At 72.9% G+C, this 21,946-nt stretch carries 17 protein-coding genes; 8 read left to right on the top strand and 9 right to left on the bottom strand.

What is annotated here, in order from left to right:
- The first annotated feature begins 87 nt into the window (after positions 1–87).
- The 3 genes from OHT77_RS37810 to OHT77_RS37800 all read left to right on the top strand — a co-directional run bounded on the left by OHT77_RS37810 (position 88) and on the right by OHT77_RS37800 (position 5,813).
- On the top strand, positions 88–1,515 hold the full coding sequence (locus OHT77_RS37810) for an SWIM zinc finger domain-containing protein (protein ID WP_328832853.1): 1,428 nt from the start codon (positions 88–90) through the stop codon (positions 1,513–1,515).
- Positions 1,512–4,175, top strand: coding sequence for a DUF7824 domain-containing protein (locus OHT77_RS37805; RefSeq protein ID WP_328832852.1), 2,664 nt, complete (start codon positions 1,512–1,514; stop codon positions 4,173–4,175). The genes OHT77_RS37810 and OHT77_RS37805 overlap by 4 nt, the downstream gene beginning before the upstream one ends.
- 144 nt (positions 4,176–4,319) lie before the next feature.
- A complete protein-coding gene (locus OHT77_RS37800; RefSeq protein ID WP_328832851.1) occupies positions 4,320–5,813 on the top strand; it encodes a GNAT family N-acetyltransferase in 1,494 nt (497 codons plus the stop codon).
- Here OHT77_RS37800 and OHT77_RS37795 read toward each other — a convergent pair.
- The gene (locus OHT77_RS37795) at positions 5,800–7,038 is read right to left on the bottom strand and encodes a trans-sulfuration enzyme family protein (protein WP_328832850.1); all 1,239 of its coding nucleotides are present in this window, start codon (positions 7,036–7,038) and stop codon (positions 5,800–5,802) included. The two genes, OHT77_RS37800 and OHT77_RS37795, sit on opposite strands and share 14 nt — an antisense overlap.
- A 60-nt stretch (positions 7,039–7,098) precedes the next feature.
- On the opposite strand from OHT77_RS37795, the gene OHT77_RS37790 reads away from it, so the two are divergent.
- Together OHT77_RS37790 and OHT77_RS37785 are read left to right on the top strand one after the other, a co-directional pair.
- Complete coding sequence (locus OHT77_RS37790; RefSeq protein WP_266766722.1) at positions 7,099–7,593, top strand: Lrp/AsnC family transcriptional regulator; 495 nt, start codon at positions 7,099–7,101, stop codon at positions 7,591–7,593.
- 33 nt (positions 7,594–7,626) lie between these two features.
- A complete protein-coding gene (locus OHT77_RS37785; protein ID WP_328832849.1) occupies positions 7,627–9,318 on the top strand; it encodes a DUF885 domain-containing protein in 1,692 nt (563 codons plus the stop codon).
- A gap of 75 nt (positions 9,319–9,393) precedes the next feature.
- Here OHT77_RS37785 and OHT77_RS37780 read toward each other — a convergent pair whose 3' ends face one another.
- Positions 9,394–9,912, bottom strand: coding sequence for an immunity 21 family protein (locus OHT77_RS37780; protein WP_328832848.1), 519 nt, complete (start codon positions 9,910–9,912; stop codon positions 9,394–9,396).
- A gap of 116 nt (positions 9,913–10,028) precedes the next feature.
- A complete protein-coding gene (locus OHT77_RS37775) occupies positions 10,029–10,508 on the bottom strand; it encodes a rhodanese-like domain-containing protein (protein WP_328832847.1) in 480 nt (159 codons plus the stop codon).
- A 179-nt stretch (positions 10,509–10,687) separates the two neighbouring features.
- Here OHT77_RS37775 and OHT77_RS37770 point away from each other — a divergent pair, with 179 nt between their 5' ends.
- Entirely contained in the window at positions 10,688–11,143 is a 456-nt protein-coding gene (locus OHT77_RS37770) for an Lrp/AsnC family transcriptional regulator (RefSeq protein ID WP_266766726.1), read from the top strand.
- 29 nt (positions 11,144–11,172) lie between these two features.
- Here OHT77_RS37770 and OHT77_RS37765 read toward each other — a convergent pair whose 3' ends face one another.
- The 3 genes from OHT77_RS37765 to OHT77_RS37755 all read right to left on the bottom strand — a co-directional run bounded on the left by OHT77_RS37765 (position 11,173) and on the right by OHT77_RS37755 (position 16,322).
- Entirely contained in the window at positions 11,173–14,163 is a 2,991-nt protein-coding gene (locus OHT77_RS37765; protein WP_328832846.1) for an SMC family ATPase, read from the bottom strand.
- Positions 14,164–14,326: 163 nt separating this feature from the next.
- Positions 14,327–15,490 carry an exonuclease SbcCD subunit D gene (locus tag OHT77_RS37760; protein WP_328832845.1) on the bottom strand — a complete coding sequence of 388 codons (1,164 nt, stop codon included), beginning with the start codon at positions 15,488–15,490 and terminating at the stop codon, positions 14,327–14,329.
- 205 nt (positions 15,491–15,695) lie between these two features.
- Positions 15,696–16,322, bottom strand: coding sequence for a YigZ family protein (locus tag OHT77_RS37755; protein ID WP_328832844.1), 627 nt, complete (start codon positions 16,320–16,322; stop codon positions 15,696–15,698).
- A 125-nt stretch (positions 16,323–16,447) separates the two neighbouring features.
- Between OHT77_RS37755 and OHT77_RS37750 the strand changes: the two genes are divergently transcribed.
- A complete protein-coding gene (locus OHT77_RS37750; protein ID WP_328832843.1) occupies positions 16,448–18,433 on the top strand; it encodes an amino acid transporter in 1,986 nt (661 codons plus the stop codon).
- A gap of 43 nt (positions 18,434–18,476) precedes the next feature.
- On the opposite strand, the gene OHT77_RS37745 is transcribed toward OHT77_RS37750, so the two are convergent.
- Positions 18,477–19,493: an aldo/keto reductase gene (locus OHT77_RS37745; protein ID WP_328832842.1), complete on the bottom strand. Its 1,017-nt coding sequence runs from the start codon at positions 19,491–19,493 to the stop codon at positions 18,477–18,479.
- A 145-nt stretch (positions 19,494–19,638) separates the two neighbouring features.
- Here OHT77_RS37745 and OHT77_RS37740 point away from each other — a divergent pair, with 145 nt between their 5' ends.
- Positions 19,639–20,487: a helix-turn-helix domain-containing protein gene (locus OHT77_RS37740; protein ID WP_328832841.1), complete on the top strand. Its 849-nt coding sequence runs from the start codon at positions 19,639–19,641 to the stop codon at positions 20,485–20,487.
- A 28-nt stretch (positions 20,488–20,515) separates the two neighbouring features.
- Here the strand turns inward: OHT77_RS37740 and OHT77_RS37735 are convergent, their stop codons facing one another.
- A complete protein-coding gene (locus OHT77_RS37735) occupies positions 20,516–21,058 on the bottom strand; it encodes a SixA phosphatase family protein (protein ID WP_328832840.1) in 543 nt (180 codons plus the stop codon).
- The gene (locus OHT77_RS37730) at positions 21,055–21,942 is read right to left on the bottom strand and encodes a hypothetical protein (protein ID WP_328832839.1); all 888 of its coding nucleotides are present in this window, start codon (positions 21,940–21,942) and stop codon (positions 21,055–21,057) included. Before OHT77_RS37730 ends, OHT77_RS37735 begins: the two co-directional genes overlap by 4 nt.
- Positions 21,943–21,946 lie beyond the last annotated feature (4 nt).

Genomic DNA, 21,946 nt, shown 5'->3' with positions numbered 1-21,946 from the left:
GCGGTGCGCAGCGTGCCGACTCCCCGCCCGCAGACCGCGTTTCCGCAGGTCAGGCCGATTGTCAGTGCCGGCCTCTACGGTTTTTCCATGACGCGATCTTTGCAGGACGTGACCTATCGCCGACCCTCCGTGCTGGAGTCCGCGGCGGACGGCCGGCGCCTCGGGCTGGAGACCTCACGCGGGGCCACTCCCTCGGGTGTCACCGACCATCCCCGGTTCTTCGCTGGCTTCCTGACGTCTCCTCAGGTGGCGTCGGCGGCGCTGCTGGCGGTGGCCGACGTGGCGGCCACGCGGTACTACCAGCGCCAACTGGCCGCCTCCTTGGACCCGGTGGTCACGGCGGGCGGCGACCGGCTGCGCTTCGAGTCCTTCTCGGGCTGCGGCGGGGTGTACGCGCGACTGGACGTCCTCGCCCCCGGACTCGACGGCGACGAGGTGGGACACGGCACCACGAACGTCGACGTCAACAACCCCCTGCGCGAGGCCCTCTCCCGGATCGGCACGGACGATCCGCTCCATCTCCGGGTCGGCCCCGAGGAGTTGGCGGTCACCACGCTGGACGGACCGGTCGTGGAGAAGAAGGTGCCGCTCCCGGACCGCTGGCTGCGCGGCTTCGCGGAGGCCCAAGTGATAGCGGCCGGCTTCGACCTGCGCGCCGAACTGCCCGCGGCCGAGGCGGTCCGCTTCCTGCGCTCGCTCCCGAAGAGCGGGGCGCGCGGCACCACGAGCGGCCCGCGCTGGGTCGTCCCGGCCGGCCGCGGCCTGCGCCCGACCACCCGCCCCGTGCCGGGCGCGGTCTGCCTCCCCGGCCCGGAGCGCCTGATCGCCCTCCAGCGCGTCCTGCGCCACGCGACGGCCCTGCGGATCTACGGCCCGTCCGTCATCGGCGCCTCGGCGACGGCCGGCGCCTGGGAGGCCGTTCTGCCCGGCATGCGGCTCACCCTCACGCTGTCGCCCGACGCGTCACGCGGCTTCTCCGGCGAGGGCGGGGTCCTGGACGCGCTCGCGGCCGACGAGGCGGGCGAGGACGCGGAGTTGATCTCCGTGCTGCTGGCCTGGGAGCCCCGTATCGACGTCGCCGACATGGCCGCGTCCTCCGGCCTCACACCGGAGCGGGTCCGCGCGGCACTGACCCGGCTGGGCACCTCGGGACGCGTCGGCTACGACACGGCGGAGGCGGCCTACTTCCACCGTGAACTGCCCTACGACGCACAGCGCGTGGAGCGCCACAATCCGCGGCTGCGCTCGGCCCGCGCATTGGTGGCCGCCGGGGCGGTGACCTTGGAGGGCGCCCTCGGGACGGTGACCGCCGAGGACGGCCATGTGCACCGGGTGCGGGACGAGGCGGGGGTGCTGAGCTGCAGCTGCGTGTGGTGGGCGAAGTACCGGGGCGGGCGCGGCCCGTGCAAGCACGCGTTGGCGGTGCGGATGGTGCGGCGGGGTGCCGCGGCAGAGCAGAACACGAAGCAGGACACGACGCAGGACATGGTGCGGGTCGACGGGGGTGTGCGATGAGTTCGCTGATGGAAGCGGTGCGGGCGGGCCGGACGGCCGAGGCGGTGGGCCTGCTCGACGGGCTGACCGATGCCGAACGGCGGGCGTTTCTGCCTGAGTTGAAGGCGCTCCGCAAGGAGCTGCGCAAGGCACCCTGGGAGGAGCCGTCCCGCCGCGCCTACCCGGCTCTGCACGCGGCCGGAGCCGCCTGCGAGACCGGGGCCGCCGCCGCGGCGACCTGGATCGCGGCCTCCGACATGCGCTGGTCGCAGTCCTCCCCGGCGCTGCTCCTCCACATCCTGGGCGACCGCGACACCGCCTGGCTGGCCGACGTGACGCACCGGCTCGCCGGACGCCCGGCCTCGTCGAGCGTGCCGTACGAGCTGATGGCCGGTCTGGTGCGGCTCTCCGGTTGCCCGGTGCCGACGACGGACGCCTATGTGCGCGGCTGGGTCGAGCACACCGGGCATCTGTGGCAGCGCGGGGACACCCTGCTCGACCGGCTGCGCAAGGACCCGCATCTCGCCGAGCTGGTGGCCGCGGTCTTCGAGACGGAGGACATCGGCAGCCCCCTGGAGTGGACGTCGGCCGACGGGCCGAACGGCTGGGTCGACGCGCTCGCCCTGCTCACCACCGAAGGCGTCCTGGACCGGAAGCGCACGGTGGACGCGTGCGTGGCCCGCCTGCTGCGGGGCGGCACGACCCTCGACAACCGGGTGTTCCTGCGCGTGTTGAAGGCCCTCGCCCTGACCCGCGAGGAGGAGCGGGAGCGGATCGCCGACTGGCAGGCGCTGGCCTCGGACGCGGTGTCCATGGTGGCGGCGCATGCCCAGTCGGTGCTCGGATCTCTCGCCCTGGACGGCGAGTTGACACCCCGTCGGCTGGCGGAGATGTCGGACGCGGTGCTGTTCCGCCCCGAGAAGAAGCTCGTCCGGGCCCAACTCGTGCTGCTGGGCAAGGCGTTGGCGCGGGACGCGTCGGCGGCCGAGGAGGTGCTGCCCGCCCTCGCGCAGGCCTTCGCCCACGAGGACGCGGAGGTGCAGGAGCGCGCACTGAAGCTGGTCGAGCGCCACCTCAAGAAGGTCGACTCCCCCGACGTACGGGCCGAACTCGCCGGAGCAGCAGACCAGTTGGTCCCCGCCCTGCGCACCCGCGCGGTCGAGACCCTGGGCGCGGCGCCGGTGACGGCGGCCTCGCTGGTCCACGAGGAGATGCTCCCGCCGGCACCGGAGGCGGCCCGCCTCGCGCCGGCACCCGGGTCGGCGGTCGAACTCGCCGAGGAACTGGGGGCGTTGCTGGCGACCGAGGGCGACGTCGCGGCGTTCGAGCGCGTGCTGGACGGGCTCGTCCGCCACGCGTACCAGGACCGGGACGCCCTGCTGGAGGCGCTGGGCCCGGTGGTCGCGCGCCGCTGGTGGGCCGATGACGCCCCCGGGTATCCCCAGCGTCCGGACGACCACTTCAGCAGGTCGCACCACGCCTTCGGCAGCGCGGCCTACGCTCTCGACCTCCTGCTGGCCACCCTTCTGGACAGGGTGCGCACGGTCACGCTCCACAACGGCGCCCACCACGAGCACCGGGGCCGCGAGTGCGGGCACAGCGCACTGACGCGGGTCTTCGACACCCGGGTGTGGGAGGTGGCGTACCGACTCCGCGCGGAGCCGCTGCCGTTGCTGCTGGCGACGCCGAGCTGGAGCACGGGGCTGCTGGAGCCGGACGAGCTGGTGGACCGGCTGGACACGTACCGGCGCCTGGGCGCGCGGGTCTCGGACACCGACTTCGCGCAGGCGCTGCTGCGGGTACGCCGCGAGGACCGGGCGGCGGCGACGGCTGCCGCCGGGCGAGCGGAGGCGCTCGGCACACCGGAGGGCACCCGGCTCGCACGCTGGCTGACGTCCGAGAGCCCCACCCTGCCCCTGAGCAGACGCCGGACGGCCGGGCTGCGCATCGTGGTGGAGCTGGGTGAACTCCTCGATCTGCAGGAGGACTTCCCGGCGGAGTTCCGCGCGCTGGGCAAGCCGGTGACGGCCTACGGCGGCCACTGGTACTGCTACCACTGGGACCAGGACTTGCAGCGGCACTGGCTCGCGATACTCCCCGAGCGCCGCGAACTGGTGGCGGCGCGGCTGGTGCGGGACGTGTCGGCCGTCGCGCTGGACGACACCCGGGGCACGGCCGCCGTGCTCCCGCTGCTGGCCGAGTCCGAGGGGCTGGCGGGGCAGGCCACGCACCTGTGTCTGGCGTACGGACTCGGGGCGCGCCACCCCGAGGACCGGCTGGCCGCCGTGGACGCGTTGCTGGTGCTCGCGGCGCGTGGGCAGCTGGACGTGGACCGGCTGGGCGAGGATCTCGGAGAGCTGGTGCGGAGCGGGGCCGTGAAGCCGTCGCGGCTCGCCGACTCGGTGCGGACCGGGGCCGCGACCGGGGCGAACGCCACCATCTGGGGGATACTCCGGCACACCCTGGCCGCGCTGCTCGCCGACCTCGACGCCGACGCCAAGCCCGCTCACACACGGGGTCTCGGGGACCTCCTCGCCGTGGCCGCGGAGTGCGCTGAGCGGTCCGGGGCGCGGGGCGAACTGCCCCATCTGGCGCAGACGGCGGCCCGGAGCGGCTCGTCCCGACTGGTCACGCAGGCACGTCGGCTGCGCAGCACGCTGGCGGCGGAGGTGGCCGCATGACGTAGGGCACCAGGGCTGACCTCCGGTGCACCTCACTCACCAAAAGAACAGCAAAAGGTACAGAACCACGCTTTTACCGGTCGGTCACAGAGCGTTCGTGATCACGCAACACCGTTCCTTCACAGTGGGTGCATGAGTCGAGACATGTCTGATGTGACGCGCGCGAAGCACGGGCGTCCGGTGCACCACTGGCGGCGGGACCTGGTGGAGCTGGCCGCGCTGTTCACGGCGGTCGCGGTGGCGGACGTCGTGGCGGATCTGGTGGGGCACGGGCCCGACGGTCCCATGCTGCTGGCGATGTCCGCACTGGCCCTGATCGCCACGGCGGGGTTCCACACGTGGTGGTCACGCCGCCACGGTCATGCCCCGCCGACGGGCGATACCGGTGCCCGGCCGGCCGCACAGTCGCGGCGGACCGGGCCGACCGGATCACCCGAGTCGAAGCCGAAGTCCACGTCCGCCTCCGGGTCCGCGTCCACCGCCGGGTCCACGTCCGGGTCCGGGGAGTCGTCCGCGACCCCCGACCCCGTCGCCGAGGCGCCGACCCTGTGGCGGATGCGGACGACGGTGCAGGACGCGCCGGGATCGCTGGCGGCGTTGTGCACGGCGCTGGCGGGTTACCAGGTCGACATCCTGAGCCTGCAGACACACCCGCTGGCCGAGGGCACAGTCGACGAGTTCCTGCTGCGGGCGCCGGGCGAGGTCGCCGCGTCCGAGATCACCCGGGCGGTGTCGTCGGCCGGCGGCTCCGGCACGTGGATCGAGCGTGCCGACGCCCACGACCTGGTGGACGCACCGACCCGCGTCCTGGGCCTGGCTACCCGCACGGCCCTGGACGCGGCGGAACTCCCGCTGGCGCTACGGCAGTTGCTCGGCCGCTGCACCATCCGTTCGCTGCCCGCGACCACCGCTGGCAAGGCACGCGAGCCGGAATCGGTGCCGGTGGAGGGGGCGTTGGAGGACACCGTCATGCGGCTGCGGGCGCCGGAAGGCGGAGTGATCACCGTGGAGCGGGCGTATCTGCCGTTCACACCCACCGAGTTCGCCCGGGCACGCGCGCTGGTCGAGCTGGACGCCCGGCTCGGTCCGCGCATCCCCCGCAGCCAGGACGTACTGACACTGCCCGAGGGCAACGCGATCACCGTACGGCGCGCGGACACCGGCGACCTCGACGCGGCCCGGGAGATGCACGAGCGGTGCTCGGCGCGCACGCTCGGCATGCGGTACCACGGGCCGGTCGGTGACGCCGACCGCTATCTCAACCACCTGCTCTCCCCGCGCTTCGGGCGGACGCTCGCCGTGCAGACGGCGTCGGGGCGGATCGTCGGGCTCGGGCACCTTCTGTGGGACGGGGACGAGACGGAGGTCGCGCTGCTCGTCGAGGACGACTGGCAACGGCGGGGTATCGGGAGCGAGTTGCTGGGGCGGCTGGTGGGGATGGCTGTCGAGGCGGGGTGCGAGAGCGTGTATGCCGTGACGCAGGCGTCCAACACGGGGATGGTCGCGGCGATGCGGGGGCTTGATCTGCCGCTGGACTATCAGATCGAGGAGGGGACCTTGGTGGTCACGGCTCGGCTGGGGGCGGCCGTGGGTGAGGGCAAGGATGTCGCCGACGTTACGGAGTTCAGGAAGGCCTGAGCGCCGTCGTCGTAGCTGTGGCGCCGGCCTCTGACGGTTCGTTTCGGCTGAGCGCGCAGTTCCCCGCGCCCCTTTGAAGGGGCGCCAGCGCCCCATCCAAATCCGCCCACAGGTCGTCCAAGTCCTCCAGTCCCACCGACAGCCTCAGCAGGCTGTTCCTCACGCCCGAGCCCGTTCTGTCCTCCTCGGTCACCACCCGGTGGCTGATGGAGGCCGGGTGTTGGATCAGGGTGTCGACGCTGCCGAGGCTGACGGCGGGGGTGATGAGGCGGACGGCGGCGATGACCTCGTGGGGGTCGCCGTGGACCTCGAAGGCGATCATCGCGCCGCCGATGCGCGGGTAGTGGACGCGGGCCACGCGCGGGTCGGCGGTGAGGCGGCGGGCGAGTTCGGCGGCCGCCGCGGACGCGGCCCGTACCCGGACCGGCAGGGTCGCGAGACCGCGCAGCAGCAGATAACCGGCCAGCGGATGCAGTACGCCGCCGGTGGCGAACCGCACCTGGCGCAGTCGTCCGGCGAACTCCTCGTCGCAGGCCACCACGCCCGCCATCACATCGCCGTGTCCGCCCAGGTACTTGGTGGCACTGTGCAGGACGAGACGTGCGCCCTGTTCGGCGGGGCGTTGCAGGACCGGCGTCGCGAAGGTGTTGTCCGCGAGCAGGGGCACCGAGCCGCAGGCGTGGGCGACGGCGCGCAGGTCCAGTTCGGCCAGGGTCGGGTTGGCCGGGGACTCGACGACGACCAGGCCGGTGTCCGGGCGCAGCGCGTCGGCGATCCCGGCGGGGTCGGTCCACGTCACCTCGGAGCCCACCAGCCCGGCCGTGAGCAGGTGGTCGCTGCTGCCGTAGAGGGGCCGTACCGCCACCACATGGCGCAGGCCCATCGCGCCGCGTGCCAGCAGTACCGCGGTCAGGGCCGCCATGCCGCTGGCGAACGCGACCGCGCTCTCGGTGCCTTCGAGGCGGGCGAGGGCGGTCTCGAAGCGGGCGACGGTGGGGTTGCCGAGGCGGCCGTAGACGGGCGGGCCGTCCGGTTCGGCGCCGGTGGCGGCGAAGGCGTCGACGCGGGCGGCCTCACCGCGGCTGTCGTACGACGGGTAGGTGGTCGACAGGTCGATCGGCGCGGCGTGCAGACCCTGCCGGGCGAGGTCGTCGCGGCCGGCGTGCACGGCTTCGGTGGCCAGGGCCCGGGGGGCCGGGGCGGGGTGCGGGTTCGTTGCGTCCATGGACGTAAGGGTGAACAACCAACGGGATCAGTGGCCAATGATCCGTGTAGCGTTCGGCCCATGACAGAATCTGTCGTACTGGATCCGGTTGACCTGCATCTCCTGCGGTTGCTGCAGAACGACGCCCGGGCGACCTATCGCGAGCTCGCGGCGGAGGTCGGGGTCGCGCCGTCGACGTGTCTCGACCGGGTGGCGCGGCTGCGCCGGGCCGGAGTGATCCTCGGGCATCAACTGCGCGTCGATCCGGCGAAGTTGGGGCGCGGCCTCGAGGCGCTGCTGTCGGTGCAGGTGCGGCCGCACCGGCGGGAGCTGGTCGGGCCGTTCGTGGAGCGGATCCGGGCGCTGCCGGAGTCGCGGACGGTGTTCCATCTGACCGGGCCCGACGACTACGTCGTCCATGTGGCCGTCGCGGACATGACGGACCTGCAGCGGTTGGTTCTCGACGAGTTCACGTCACAACGCGAGGTGGCGCGGGTGGAGACCCGGTTGATCTTCCAGCAGTGGGACTGCGGCCCCCTGCTGCCGCTTGCCACGCCCACAGCTGAATCGGGGTGACGGGGACAAGTTCCGCGTATGAGGATGGTCCCCATGTCGCAGACCAACACTCCGCTGCCCCGGCAGGTCGCCGATGCCTACGTCGACGCCCTCATCGCCCTCGACCCGGTCACCGGTACGTATCTCGGCGTGAAGGAGAGTTCGAGCCGCCTGGCCGACCTCTCCCCCGCAGGTCAGGAACGACTCGCGGAGCTTCAGCGGGCGACCCTCGCGCAGCTCGACGAGGCCGAGCGCCGACCCGGCGCGGACAGTGACAGCGAGCGCCGGTGCGCGCGCCTGCTGCGCGAGCGGCTCAGCGCCGAACTCGCGGTGCACGACGCCGAGGAGAGTCTGCGCGCGGTCGGCAACATGTCCACCCCCGCGCACTCGGTGCGCGAGGTGTTCACGCTGACGCCGGCGGACACCGACGAGGACTGGGCGGCGATCGCCGAGCGGCTGCGCGCGGTGCCTACCGCGCTCGCGGGGTACCGCGAGTCCCTCCAACTGGGCCTGGACCGCAAGCTGTTCGCGGGCCCGCGCCCGACCGCCACGTTCATCGACCAGCTCACCGAGTGGTCGGACACGGACGGCCAGGGCCGCGGCTGGTTCGAGGACTTCGCCTCGGCGGGCCCCGCGGCGCTCCGCCCCGAACTGGACGAGGCCGCCCGCACGGCGACCGCGGCCCTGGTGGAGCTGCGCGACTGGATGCGCGACGTGTACGCGCCGGCCATCGAAGGCGCCCCGAACACGGTGGGCCGCGAGCGGTACGCGCGCTGGTCGCGCTACTTCAACGGCACGGACCTCGACCTCGACGAGGCGTACGCGTACGGCTGGTCCGAGTACCACCGGCTGCTCGCCGAGATGAAGCAGGAGGCCGAGAAGATCCTGCCCGGCGCCGAGACCCCGTGGGTGGCGCTCGCACACCTCGACGAACACGGCCGGCACATCGAGGGCGTCGAAGAGGTCCGCGTGTGGCTGCAGGACCTGATGGACAGGGCGATCGAGAACCTGGACGGCACACACTTCGAACTCGCCGAGCGGGTACGGAAGGTGGAGTCCTGCATCGCGCCTCCGGGAAGCGCGGCGGCGCCGTACTACACGTCCCCGTCGGAGGACTTCTCGCGTCCTGGCCGCACCTGGCTGCCGACGATGGGGCAGACCCGTTTCCCGGTCTACGACCTCGTCTCGACCTGGTACCACGAGGGCGTCCCCGGCCATCACCTCCAGCTCGCCCAGTGGACGCACGTCGCCGGGAACCTGTCCCGCTACCAGGCCTCGGTGGGCCAGGTCAGCGCCAACGCGGAGGGCTGGGCGCTCTACGCGGAGCGGCTGATGGACGAGCTGGGCTTCCTGGAGGACGCCGAGCAGCGGATCGGTTATCTCGACGCGCAGATGATGCGAGCGGCCCGGGTCATCGTCGACATCGGCATGCACCTGGAGCTGGAGATCCCGGCGGACTCCCCGTTCCACCCCGGTGAGCGGTGGACGCCTGAACTGGCCGAGGAGTTCTTCGGCGCGCACAGCAGCCGCCCGGCGGACTTCGTGGAGAGCGAACTGACCCGCTACCTCACGATCCCGGGCCAGGCCATCGGCTACAAGCTCGGCGAGCGGGCCTGGCTGCTGGGCCGCGAGAACGCACGGCGGCGGCACGGCGACGCCTTCGACCTGAAGGCCTGGCACATGACCGCGCTGTCACAGGGTTCGCTGGGGCTGGACGACCTGCTGGACGAGTTGTCCCAGCTCTGACCCAAGGTGTGACGTACCGGCGGCCGGGTCCTGGAGTTGAGGACCCGGCCGTCGGCAACTCCGCACGCCGCCAGGTCAGTCGGAAAGCTTCCGCAGCTGAACGAGCCCGAGCCACGTCTCCGGTCCGGGCTGCGCCTGCCCCGCGCGGACCGCGTACCGCCCCGGTTCCAGGTCGACCTTCAGATGCTCCGTGCCCTCCGACTCCCGCCCCGGCCACGCCGAGTCGAAGAGGACGACAGGGCCGGGTACGTCCCACCGCACCTCGGGCTCCCACAGCGCCCCGGCGAGCGCGGCGGGCACGCCGGCCAGCACCTCGTCCTCGGAGTTCGCCGCACGCCACCGTACGAACGTGCCGTGTTCCGGCAGGAAGGCGGTCGACGCGGGATCGTCGCCCAGGACCAGGGCCGCGCTGTCCCCCACGGGCAGCAGCCCGGCGTACTCGCCGACCTCGCACGCCCGGTCGTAGTCCGAGGCGAGTTCGTCGCCGTCGGCTCCCGTCCAGAACGGCAGCACCGTCTCCGGCACCGCTATGAGCGGCCCGCCGCCCGACTCCACCCACTGCACCGCCGTGCCCGGCTCCGCGTATCGCGCCATGGGCAGAACCTACACGCACAGCGATCCCACATGTCCGCAGACCGAGAACTCACGCGAGGCCGCCCGGCTCACGAACTCGCCTGCCAGCGGCCCGAGTTGAGAGCGTCGACCGGAATTCAGCAGCCGCAGTCACCCGCGTCCACCGGCGCCGTCAACGCATCGACCGCACCCCTTTCACGACCTTCCCACGTCTCGAACTCGAAGCCCTCACGCACCCAGTACTCGAACCCGCCGAGCATCTCCTTGACCTGGTACCCGAGTTGGGCGAGCGCGAGGGCGGCCCGGGCGGCGCCGTTGCAGCCCGGACCCCAGCAATACGTCACCACCGGCACGGACTTGTCGAGGAGACCCTCGGCCTGCTCGGCGATGAGCGCGGTGGGGAGATGAATCGCCCCGGGGACGTGCCCCTGCTCCCAGGACGCGGTGGACCGCGAGTCGAGGACGACGAAACCGGGGTCGCCACCGACGGCGAGCGCGGCGGCCACGTCGGAGACGTCGGCGTGGAAGGCGAGGCTCGCGCGGAAGTGGGCGGCCGCTTCGGCGGGCGGGGCGGGGGCGACCCGCAGGACGGGGTTGACGGTCGTGGCACTGCTCATGGTCCGGCCTTTCAGAGAGGTGTCTCCGTCGCGGTGTCTCCGCCCCGGTCCCTCCACCGAGGCGTTTCCACCGACGTGTCCCTACGGCCGAAAATCTACGGGCGTCGGCCACCCCGCTGAAGGGACGATCCCCGCCGTCCCTCTTGTTCGGCCGGGGATTCCCCTGCTATTCCTCAGGGATGACCGTGCAATCCACGTACTCCCCGGACGCCACCGACTGGCGCATCCTCGACGTCCTCCAGCGGGACGGCCGGGCCAGCTTCGCCGAGCTGGCCCGGGCCGTCTCCATGTCCGCGAGCGCGGTGACCGAGCGGGTGCGGCGGCTGGAGGAGGCCGGGGTGATCGAGGGGTACGCGGCGGTCGTGGACCCGGAGCGCCTGGGCCTGCCGATCCTGGCGTTCGTGCGGCTGCGCTACCCGAACGGCAACTACAAGCCCTTCCACGACCTGGTCGCGGTGACGCCGGAGATCCTGGAGGCGCACCACATCACGGGCGACGACTGCTTCATGATCAAGGTCGCGGCCCGTTCGATGCGCCACCTGGAGGAGGTCTCCGGCAAGATCGGCGCCCTCGGATCGGTCACGACGAGCGTCGTCTACTCGTCACCGCTCCCCCGCCGTCCCCTGGGCCACTGACCCCGAGGACCGCGCCGGACCCGCACCCGTCACTGCCCCCGCTGCCGTACGGCCGACCCGTCGCGCCCCTTCACGACCTCCAGCTGCGCGTGGATACGGCGGCGCAGATCGGCGACATGGCTGACGATGCCGACGCTGCGGTCCCGTTCGCGCAGGGAGTCGAGGACGTCCAGGACCTCGTCCAGGGTCTGCTCGTCGAGGCTGCCGAAGCCCTCGTCGATGAAGAGGGTGTCGAGCCGGACCCCGCCGGCCTCGTCGGTGACGACGTCCGCGAGCCCGAGCGCGAGAGCGAGCGACGCGAAGAACGTCTCCCCGCCGGACAGCGTCGCCGTGTCCCGCTCCCGCCCGGTCCACGCGTCGACGACATGCAGCCCGAGCCCGCTCCGGCCGCGCCCGGCCCGGTCGTCCGAGTGGACGAGGGTGTAGCGGCCGGACGACATGCGCTGCAGCCGTACGGTCGCGGCGGCGGCCACCTGTTCCAGGCGAGCGGCGAGGACGTACGACTCCAGGCGCATCCGGCGTTCGTTGTCGGCCGAGGTGCCCGCGGTGAGGGCGGCGAGGCGGGCCACCCGGTCGTACTCCTCGCGCAGCGGGGCGAGTTGGCGTGCCCCGGCGGCGGAGCGGGCGGAGAGCCGGTCGAGTTCGGCGCAGCGCCGGCCGGCCGCGTCGCACGCGGAGGCCGCGGCCCGGGTCCGCTGCACGGCGGCCGTCGCGGCACGCTCCGCCAGGTCCAGTTCGGCGGGGGGCAGTTGCGCTGCCGCCGCCGTGTCGGCCTCCGCGAGCACGGCCCGTACGGCGGCCTCCTCCGACTGCCAGGCGTCCAGGCGCCGTTGGAGTTCGCGGTGGGCGTCGTCGTCGAGCAGGGCGTCCGCCGCTGCCTGCGGAGTGTCGAACCCGGCGCGGAAGGCGGCGTCGGCGAGCCGGGCGTCGGCGTCCTTGAGGCGCTGCGCGGTGTCCTCGGCGATACGGACGGCGTCGGCCGCGTCGGTGAGCAGCGCGGCCTGTCGCTCCAGTTGGGCGGCGCGCGCTGCCACGCTGTCGGCGGTACCCCGGGACTGGGTCAACTCCCCTTCCAGGGCGGCCCGTTCGCGGTCCAGGGTGTCGCGCAGGGTTGTCCGGGAGGCGGCCCGGACGGCGGCCTGCTGCTGGACCCGGGTCCGCCGCTCGTGCTCCTGCTCGGCCCGGCGCAGCTCCTCGGTCGCGGGGTGCAGCCAGGAGGCGTCCCGGCGCGCCTGCTCGTAGAGCCGCTCCAACTCCTCGACCTCGTCGGCGAGTTGATCGGTCGGCGTGTCACCGGCCTCGGCGCTGGCGGCGGCGAGTGCTTCGCGTACGACGCCGAGGCGGCGCTCGGCCTCGGTGCGCTGTTCCTCGGCGCGCTGGAGGGCGGCGAGAGCCTGTTCCTCCGCGGCGCGGTCGACGTGTCCGTCCGACTTGCGGGCGGGGGCGGGGTGTTCGGTGGCTCCGCAGACGGCGCAGGGGGCGCCGTCGGTGAGGTGGGCGGCGAGTTCGGCGGCGATGCCGTTGAGCCGCTGTTCCTTGAGGTCGAGCCAGTGGGTGCGGGCCTGCAGGGCGCGCTCGGTCGAGGCGAGGACCTGCCGGTGCGCGTCCTCCGTGTCTCCGGCGAACTGGTCCCGCTGCCGGGCCGCCCCGAGCCGCCGCTCGGTGGGCTCGCGCCGTACGGCCAGCTGCTCGGCCCGGGTGGTGGCCTCCTGGGCCGACTCGATCCGTGCCTGAAGTCCCGCGCGGGTGGTGTCCCACTCGGCGAGCCAGGCCTCGGCCTCCTGCCGTACGTCCTCGTCGGCGCGTTCCTGGCGCTCCAACTCGTCTCGCTCCGCGCCGAGTTCGGTGAGGCGCTGTTCGGCGCGGCGGGCCGATTCCAGTCCGCCCAGTTCCTCGGCGGCCCGGCGTGCGGCGGCGGCGAGGCCGGTGGCTCCGGCGCCCGCGAAGGTGTCCGGCAGCAGGTCGAGCGCGCGCGCCTCGGCCCGGGCGGCCTTCCGGTGCTCGGCGTCGGCGGCCTCCCGCAGCTCCAGCGCGGGCGCCACCGCCTCGGCCTTCCGGGCCCGTTCCATCCGGGCCTGGGCCTGCCGGTAGCCGTCGGCCCGCTCCTCCATGAGCGTGGCCCGCTCCCGCGCCTGCGTGAACCGCTGTTGCAGACGGGCGAGTTCGCGGACGTCGGCCAGGGTCCGGTCGGCGGCGGCCTGGGCGGACTCAGCCGCGGCCAACCCGCCCTGCGCGACGTCCAGTTGCTCACGTGCGGTGCTGCGGGCGACGGCCGCAGCACCCAACACGGCGTCGGCGAGGCCGGGTTCGCCCGGGGCGAGGTCCGGCAGCTCCATGGCGTCACCGGCGGCCTGCTGCATACGGTGCGCGTCGGCCAGCAACGCGGCGTCGCCCTCGCGGACTTGCGCCTCGGTGGCCCGGCGCCGCTCCGCGAGCCGCTTCTCGACCTCGGCGAAGCGGTGGGTGTCGAAGAGCCGCCCGAGCAGCTTGCCGCGGGCCTCGGCGTCGGAGCGCAGGAAGCGCGCGAACTCGCCCTGGGGCAGCAGCACGACCTGGCAGAACTGTTCCCTGCTCATGCCGAGCAGCTGGGTGATCTCCTCGCCGATCTCCTGGTGGGAGCGGCTGAGGTCCTTCCAGGCGGCGGCTCCCGCGTCGTACTCGCGCAGCCAGCTCTGCGCCTTGTCCAGGGTGCTGCCGGTGCCGCGCTTCTTGGGGCGTGCCCAGGGCGGCTGCCGGGTGAGTTCCAACCGCCGCCCGGCGACGGTGAGTTCGAGCCGTACCTCGGTGCGGGTGCCGACCTCGGCGTGGTCGCTGCGCAGGCCGAGCCCCTGGCCGGACTGGCGGACGCCGGGCACCGAGCCGTAGAGCGCGTAGCAGACGGCGTCGAGGACGGAGGTCTTCCCGGCGCCGGTCGGGCCGTGCAGCAGGAACAGCCCGGCGGAGGACAGCTCGTCGAAGTCGACGGTCTGGAAGCCGCCGAAGGGCCCGAAGGCGGTGATGTCCAGCCGGTGCAACCTCATCGACGACCGCCCCCTTCTCCCGCTCGCCACGCGAAGCCGACAGCGCACCGCACGTCCGCAGCGCCTCGCCGCACGTCAGCCTCGCCTCGCCGCACGTCCGCAGCGCCTCGCCGTAGAGCGGCCGTCCCTCGCCCCGTCTCCGCCGCACCCCACCGAACGACGCTCACGGCGTCACCTCCCGTACGACGGAGTCCGCGCGGACCGCGTCGAACGCCTCCTGGAGCACGGTCTGTTCGTCCTCGTCGGGTCCGGCGCCGCGCACATGGGCCACGAAGTCGTCGGCGATCTCCCGGTCGTCGCGGCCCGCGAGACGGCGGGCGTAAGACACGTCGGGGTCGTCCGGGGACCGCTCGGGGTCGAAGACGAGGCTGAGCGTGTGCGGGAAGCGCTCGGCGAGGCGGGCCATGGGGTCGGCCGGCCGCACCGCGTCGGTGAGCGTCGCCTCGACCCACGCGTCCTCGTGCCGGGCGAGCTCCGGATCGTGGAGAAGGTCCTCCAACGTGCCCCGGATGCGGGCCAGTTCACGCGGTACCGGGCAGTCGAGGCGTTCGGCGGTGACGGTGCCCTCGGCGTCGAGGTCGACCAGCCACATGGTCTTGCGGTGGTCGGCCTCGGAGAAGGAGTATGGGAGGGGCGAGCCCGAGTAGCGGACGCGGCCGGTGATGGTCTGGGAGCCGTGCAGATGCCCGAGCGCCGCGTAGTCGACGCCGTCGAAGACCCCGGCCGGTACGGCGGCGACCCCGCCGACGGTGATGTCGCGCTCGCTGTCGCTGGCCTCGCCGCCGGTGACGAAGGCGTGCGCGAGGATGACGGATCGGGTGCCGGGGGCGCGGGTGGCGAGGTCGGCGCGGACGCGGTCCATGGCGGCGGCGAGCACGGCCTCGTGACCGGCCTTCTCGACCCCGAACTCGGCCTTGACCAGGGCGGGTTCGAGATACGGCAGACCATAGAAGGCCACGTCGCCGTACGCGTCCGGAATGATCACGGGCGTTCCGCAGGCAGAGGGCTCGGTGCGGAGGTGGATCCCCGCGCGGTCGATCAGACCGGCGCCGACGCCGAGACGGCGGGCCGAGTCGTGGTTCCCGGAGATCATCACCGTGGGCACGCCCAGGTCGGCGAGCTTGTGCAGGGTGTCGTCGAACAGCTCGACCGCGGCGAGCGGTGGCACCGCCCGGTCGTACACGTCTCCCGACACGACCACCGCGTCAACGCCACGCTCGCGCACGGTGGCGACGAGGTGGCTCACGAAGTCGGCCTGGGCCCCGAGCATGTTCACGCGGTGGAAGGCCCGGCCCAGGTGCCAGTCGGAGGTGTGCAGCAGTCTCATCGGGCCACCACGCTAGCGCCTGTCGGCCCCTGGCCCACCATTGACCTCGGAGTTCCCACTCATCTAAGCCTTTATGGGCGGAAATAAACGGATCAGTGCCCACCGCCGCAGGGCCGCGGACTGAATTTGAACCGGGCTCCCTGACACCCCGTCAAGCCCATCCTTGGGCACTCGGCCGTGCCGGCAGAACCCGCCCGGGAGCCGCTCACGCGTCCCCGTACGCCTCCCCGCCCAGCTCCAGCTCCGCCGTCCCCGCCGTGGCGTCGGCCAGCCAGTCCCGGAACGCGTCCACCTCGGCGTCCGGCAGGCCGATCTCGATGGTGACGGTCTCCCCGTAGCGGACGTCCCGCACCGCGCGGCCGGTGGCGTGCAGGTCGTTCTGGATCTTGCCGGCGCGCTGATGGTCGACGGTCAGCGTGGCGAGGCGGAAGCGGCGGCGGGTGAGCGTGCCGAGGGCGTCGAGGGCCTCGCCGACCGAGCCGCCGTAGGCACGGATGAGGCCGCCCGCGCCGAGCTTGACGCCGCCGTAGTAGCGGGTGACGACGGCGACGACGTACCGCATGTCGCGGCGCAGCAGCATCTGGAGCATGGGGACGCCCGCGGTGCCGCCGGGTTCGCCGTCGTCGCTCGCCTTCTGGATCGCGGCGTCGGCTCCGATGACGTAGGCGAAGCAGTTGTGGCTGGCGTCGGTGTGTTCCTTGCGGATGCGGGCAATGAAGTCCTGGGCCTCCTGTTCGGTGGCCGCGGGGGCGAGGGCGCACAGGAAGCGGGAGCGGTTGACCTCGGTCTCGTGCACGCCCGGGCGGGCCACTGTGCGGTACTCGTCCTGCATCCGCCCAGCCTATGCGCAGGGTCAGGGGTCGCCCCCGGTCCGGGTGCGGGTGACGATGTGGTGGATACTCGCTCCTCGTCGCCCGGGCACCGGGCACGGCCGTTCGATCACAGGGAGTACTCAGCATGACGGGCGCGCAGGTGGACCCCACGGAGAGCACGGGGTCCGGGGATCCCGAGTCCGCCGCGGAGCGCTGCCGGGCCTGGCTCCTGGACGGGCTGAGCGAGCAGAGCGCCCGGCACCCCGGCCCGCACGCCACGCCGAACCCGGAGCACCAGGGGCACCGCTGGTGGCGCGTCATGTGCCTGACCGGCGTCGACTACTTCTCCACCCTCGGCTACCAGCCGGGCATCGCCGCCCTCGCGGCCGGACTGCTGTCCCCGCTGGCGACGGTCGTGCTGATCGGGCTGACGCTGCTCGGCGCGCTGCCGGTGTACCGGCGGGTGGCGCACGAGAGTCCGCACGGCGAGGGGTCGATCGCCATGCTGGAGCGGCTGCTGCCGTGGTGGTCGGGGAAGATCCTCGTCCTGGTGCTGCTGGGCTTCGCGGCGACGGACTTCATGATCACGGTCACCCTGTCGGCGGCGGACGCGGCGGCGCACGTCGTGGAGAACCCGTTCGCGCCGGGCTGGATGCACGGCGAGAACACCTGGATCACGCTGGTGCTCGTCGGGGCGCTGGGCGCGGTCTTCCTCAAGGGCTTCCGGGAGGCCATCGGGATCGCCGTGGTCCTGGTGGGCGTCTACCTCACGCTCAACCTGGTCGTCCTCGCGGTGTCCGCGTGGGAGGTGCTGAGCCATCCGGTGAAGATCGGCGACTGGACGGACGCGATGACGGCCGCGCACTCCTCGCCGCTCGCGATGGTCGGGGTCGCGCTGCTCGTGTTCCCGAAACTCGCCCTCGGCATGTCCGGCTTCGAGACCGGAGTGGCGGTGATGCCGCAGGTCAAGGGCGATGACACGGACACCTGGGAGAAGCCGACCGGCCGCATCCGCGAGACCCGCAAGCTGCTCACCACGGCCGCCGTGATCATGTCCGGCTTCCTGCTGCTGTCCAGCCTGGCGACGACGATCCTCATCCCGCAGAGCGCGTTCAAGACGGGCGGCCCGGCGAACGGCCGCGCGCTCGCCTATCTCGCGCACGAGCATCTGGGCCAGGTCTTCGGCACCTTCTACGACGTCTCGACCATCGCGATCCTGTGGTTCGCCGGCGCCTCCGCGCTCGCCGGCCTGCTGAACCTCGTCCCGCGCTATCTGCCCCGCTACGGCATGGCGCCTGAGTGGACCCGCGCGGTCCGCCCGCTGGTGCTGGTCTTCATGGTCGCGGCCATCGTCATCACCCTGTGGTTCCACGCCAGCGTCGACGAGCAGAGCGGCGCGTACGCGACCGGTGTGCTGGTGCTGATGCTCTCCGCGGCCTTCGCGTCCACGGTCACCGTGCACAAGCGGGGCCACCACAGGGCCACGCTCGGGTTCGGCCTGATCACCGCCGTGTTCGCGTACACGCTGGTCACGAACGTCATCGAACGGCCCGACGGCATCAAGATCGCGGGCATCTTCATCGTGCTGATCCTGGTGACGTCGTTCGGCTCGCGCGTGCACCGCGCCTTCGAACTCCGCGCCGCCGAGGTCACGTTCGACGACACCGCGGCCTGCTTCATCGACGAGGCGGCCGAGCACGGGCCGCTGCGGCTGATCGCCAACGAGCCGCAGGAGCACAGCAGCCGGGAGTACCGCGCCAAGGAGTACAGCCAGCGCGAGGAGACCCACATCCCGGACGGCGGTCCGGTGCTGTTCCTGGAGGTCCTGCTGCGCGACTCCTCGGACTTCTCGGCGGACATCACCGTGCACGGCGAGGAGAAGCACGGCGTACGACGGCTGCGGGTCGCGGGCCCCACGGTCCCGAACGCGATCGCCGCCGTCCTCCTCTCCCTCCGCGACCGCACCGGCAAGGTCCCGCACGCCTACTTCACCTGGACCGAGGGCAATCCGGTCAGCCATCTGATCCGCTTCCTGATCTTCGGCGACGGCGAGGTCGCCCCGGTCACCCGCGAGGTCCTGCGCCGCGCGGAACCCGATCCGGAACGGCGACCGCGCGTCCACGTCGGCTGAACGTCCGCGCCGGGCAAGGACGTTGACCGTCGACAGCGGCGGGCTAGCGGCGGCGCAGGCGTTTGTCGGTGATCGGCGGGGTGGGGTCGATGTAGAAGTCGCCGGGGTTCACGTCGACGCCGGGCGGGACGATCTCGTCGATGCGGTCGAGGACGTCGTCGCCGAGTTCCACGTCGGCCGCGGCGAGGAGATCGGTCAGCTGCTCGGGGCGGCGCGGGCCGATGAGCACCGCGGTGACCGCCGGGTGGGCCCGGACGAACGCGGTGGCCAGATGCGGCAGCGGCAGACCGGCCTCGGCGGCCACATCGGTCAGCGCGCGCACGGCGTCGGCCTTCGCCTGCACACCGGGCAGGCCGAGATCGAACATCTTCGCCCCCGCGCCGGCACTGCGATGACCGCCGGTCGGATCCGAACGCCCCGACAGCCAGCCGGAGTTGAGCGGACCGAAGGTCAGCACGCCCATGCCGTACCGCTGTGCGGTGGGCAGCACCCGGCTCTCCACCCCACGCGTGAGGATCGAGTACGGCGGCTGCTCGGTGCGGAACCGGTGATGGCCCCGGCGCTCGGCCGTCCACTGGGCCTCCACGATCTCCTCGGGCGAGAAGAACGAACCGCCGATCGCCCGCACCTTCCCGGCCCGCACCAGGTCCGACAGGACGGCGAGGGTCTCGTCGATGTCGGTGTACGGGTCCGGGCGGTGCAGCTGGTAGAGGTCGACGTGGTCGGTGTCCAGGCGGCGCAGGCTGTCCTCCAGCGCGTGGCGGATCCAACGCGCCGATCCGCCACGGCGGTTGGGGTCCTCGCCCATCGCCAGCCCGAACTTGGTGGCCAGGACGACGTCGTCGCGGCGGCCCTTCAGCGCCTTGCCCACGATCACCTCGGACTCGCCGCCGGAGTACACGTCGGCGGTGTCGACGAGGTTGATCCCGGCGTCCAGCGCCGTGTGGATCATGCGGACCGACTCGTCGTGGTCGGTGTTGCCCATCGCGCCGAACATCATCGTGCCGAGGGCGTACTCGCTCACCGACATGCCGGTGCCGCCGAGAATCCTGCGTTTCATCACGGACCTCCAAGTGCGTGCGTACTGTGCCTCCACCCAGCCGAACACCGCTCACGGCCGGGGTGGGAGACCCGCTCCGACCGGGGGTCCGACAGACCCCCTCTGGCTCGGCCCCTTCCCAGGTCAGCCGGTCTACCGTGGAGGAATGGCCCAGGAACCCAACAGCGAGCTGCGGGACTTTCTCCGCTCGCGCCGCGCGAAGATCACCCCCGAGGAGGCGGGCCTGGCCCCCCTGCCCGGCACCCGCCGCGTTCCGGGGCTGCGGCGCGAGGAGGTCGCCCAGCTGGCCGGCGTCAGCGTCGACTACTACGTCCGCCTGGAGCGCGGACGCCACCTGAACGTCTCCGCGTCCGTCCTGGACGCGATCGCCCGCGCCCTGCGCCTGACCGACCTGGAGCGCGCCCACCTGTTCCGCATCGCCAGACCGTCCCGCACCCGGCCCCGCCCGCTGCCCCCGCAGCGCGTCCGCCCCGGTCTGCGCCTGCTGCTCGACAGCCTCACCGAGGTCCCCGCCCTCGTCTACGGCCGCCGCATGGACGTCCTGGCCGCCAATGACCTGGCCCGCGCCCTGTACACGGACTTCGAGGCGCTGCCCGCCCGCGACCGCAACATGGCCCGACTGGTCTTCCTCGACGACGACTTCCGCTCCCTGTACGCCGATTGGGAGGGCGCCGCGCGAGGGATCGTCGCCTCACTCCGCCTGTACGCGGGGCGGCACCCGCACGACCCCGCGCTGGCCGAGCTGGTCGGTGAACTCTCCGTCCAGGACGCGGACTTCCGCCACTGGTGGGCCGACCACGACGTGTTCCAGCGCACCCATGGCACGAAGCACTTTCACCACCCGGTCGTCGGCGACCTCGTCCTGGCCTATGAGGCGTTCGCCCCCACCGACGATCCCGAGCAGATCCTCGGCGTCTCCACCGCCGAACCGGGCTCCCCGTCCGCGGAACGCCTTCAGCTGCTGGCCAGTTGGTCCCGGACCCCGCGCCCCTGAACCAGCTCACCGGACACGGGTGGCGTCCCTACTTCTTCCTGCCCCTCGGCACGGTCAGCCCCGTCAACAGGGCGCTGCCCGGGGCGAGTTCGCGCCATGTACTGCCGTGCCAGGCCAGGACCGCGATCGCCGAGGTCGGGAACTTCACCCGGACCTCGTCGAGCGCGTCGTCGAGACTGTCACCGGCGAGTTCGAGGACCAGCTCCTCAAGCCCGGGGTTGTGCCCGATCAGCAGCAACGTCTCGACCTCGGGCGGCACTTGATGCACGGCGTCGAGCAACTCGGCCACGTCGGCCGCGTACAGCCCCGGCTCGAACCGCACCGGCGGCGGCGTCCCCCACTCGGCGGACGCCAACTCCCAGGTCTGGCGCGCCCGTACGGCCGTGGAGCACAGCGCGAGATCCGGCAGCGAGTCGGTCTCGGCGAGGGCGACACCGGCGGCCGGGGCGTCCCGCCGCCCGCGCGGGGCGAGCGGCCGCAGATGATCTGGAACCCCCTCGGGCCAGGCCGACTTGGCGTGCCGCAGCACGACCAGCCGCCGCAGCGGACGCGACCCGGCCCGGGCGTTCACGCCAACGACCCGATGTCGCGGGTGAGTTCGAGCCCGAGCAGCCGGTCGGCGTAGGCGTACGTCTCGAAGCGGGCGCCGTCCGGCAGGTCCGGCCAGGTCTCCACCCGGTGCAGCACCCGCAGTACCTCGGGCACGTTCAGGTCGTCCTCCCAGGCGGTCCGCAGCTCCACCCGCACCTCGTCGGGCACCGGCCGCGAGGGCCGCCGCGCCCAGTCGGCGACCGCACCACGCCACTGCGCGAGCGTCCGCCGCGCCTCGTCCAGCGCCTCCGCGTCGAGCCGTACCGGCAGGTCCCGGGGCTGCGAGAGCAGAGCGAGCCGGAGCGCACCCGGGTCGGAGAGGTCGGGGGCGGCCGCCGCGGGCGATTCGACCGGGGCTACGGCGACCACGGCTCTCCCGGTCGTCTCGGAGGCCGGGCTTTCCCCCGTCGCCTCGGAGGCCTGGGCTCCCTCCGTCGCCTCGGAGGCCTGGGCTCCCCCCGTCGCCTCGGAGGCCTGGGCTCCCCCCGTCATCTCGGAGACCAGGCCTCCCCCCGTCGCTTCGGAGACCGGGCCTCCCCCGCCCGTCTCCGCACCCCCGGCCATGACATGGAGGACCTGGGCCTCGCCGAGGCCGGAGCCGAGGTCGGTGCCGTCCTCGAAGGGGCGGATGCCCAACGCACCCGCGGCGGCGCGGAGTTCGGCCTGTTGGCGGTCGCCGGTGAGCAGGGACCAGACGGGGGTGCCGCCGAGTTCGAGGGCGCGGACGAGGAGATCGGAGACGAGGAGGACGCGTAGTGCCGTGGCGTCGAGGCCGGACGCGTGCGCCTGGACCCTGGTCAGGCCACGGCGGGCGGGGGCGGCTTCGACGGGCTCGCCGGTTCGGACGTCGATGATGCGCAGCACGGCC

Origin of the sequence: Streptomyces sp. NBC_00252, from assembly GCF_036187565.1 — a bacterium.
Classification (GTDB): Bacteria; Actinomycetota; Actinomycetes; order Streptomycetales; family Streptomycetaceae; genus Streptomyces.
This window is presented reverse-complemented; position numbering and strand designations above follow the sequence as displayed.

What these genes read in the sequence shown, in the direction of transcription:
- OHT77_RS37810 (WP_328832853.1), top strand. Translation starts at nt 88, where the DNA reads ATGACGCGATCTTTGCAGGACGTGACCTATCGCCGACCCTCCGTGCTG.
- OHT77_RS37805 (WP_328832852.1), top strand. Translation starts at nt 1,512, where the DNA reads ATGAGTTCGCTGATGGAAGCGGTGCGGGCGGGCCGGACGGCCGAGGCG.
- OHT77_RS37800 (WP_328832851.1), top strand. Translation starts at nt 4,320, where the DNA reads ATGTCTGATGTGACGCGCGCGAAGCACGGGCGTCCGGTGCACCACTGG.
- OHT77_RS37795 (WP_328832850.1), bottom strand. Translation starts at nt 7,038, where the DNA reads ATGGACGCAACGAACCCGCACCCCGCCCCGGCCCCCCGGGCCCTGGCC.
- OHT77_RS37790 (WP_266766722.1), top strand. Translation starts at nt 7,099, where the DNA reads ATGACAGAATCTGTCGTACTGGATCCGGTTGACCTGCATCTCCTGCGG.
- OHT77_RS37785 (WP_328832849.1), top strand. Translation starts at nt 7,627, where the DNA reads ATGTCGCAGACCAACACTCCGCTGCCCCGGCAGGTCGCCGATGCCTAC.
- OHT77_RS37780 (WP_328832848.1), bottom strand. Translation starts at nt 9,912, where the DNA reads ATGGCGCGATACGCGGAGCCGGGCACGGCGGTGCAGTGGGTGGAGTCG.
- OHT77_RS37775 (WP_328832847.1), bottom strand. Translation starts at nt 10,508, where the DNA reads ATGAGCAGTGCCACGACCGTCAACCCCGTCCTGCGGGTCGCCCCCGCC.
- OHT77_RS37770 (WP_266766726.1), top strand. Translation starts at nt 10,688, where the DNA reads ATGACCGTGCAATCCACGTACTCCCCGGACGCCACCGACTGGCGCATC.
- OHT77_RS37765 (WP_328832846.1), bottom strand. Translation starts at nt 14,163, where the DNA reads ATGAGGTTGCACCGGCTGGACATCACCGCCTTCGGGCCCTTCGGCGGC.
- OHT77_RS37760 (WP_328832845.1), bottom strand. Translation starts at nt 15,490, where the DNA reads ATGAGACTGCTGCACACCTCCGACTGGCACCTGGGCCGGGCCTTCCAC.
- OHT77_RS37755 (WP_328832844.1), bottom strand. Translation starts at nt 16,322, where the DNA reads ATGCAGGACGAGTACCGCACAGTGGCCCGCCCGGGCGTGCACGAGACC.
- OHT77_RS37750 (WP_328832843.1), top strand. Translation starts at nt 16,448, where the DNA reads ATGACGGGCGCGCAGGTGGACCCCACGGAGAGCACGGGGTCCGGGGAT.
- OHT77_RS37745 (WP_328832842.1), bottom strand. Translation starts at nt 19,493, where the DNA reads ATGAAACGCAGGATTCTCGGCGGCACCGGCATGTCGGTGAGCGAGTAC.
- OHT77_RS37740 (WP_328832841.1), top strand. Translation starts at nt 19,639, where the DNA reads ATGGCCCAGGAACCCAACAGCGAGCTGCGGGACTTTCTCCGCTCGCGC.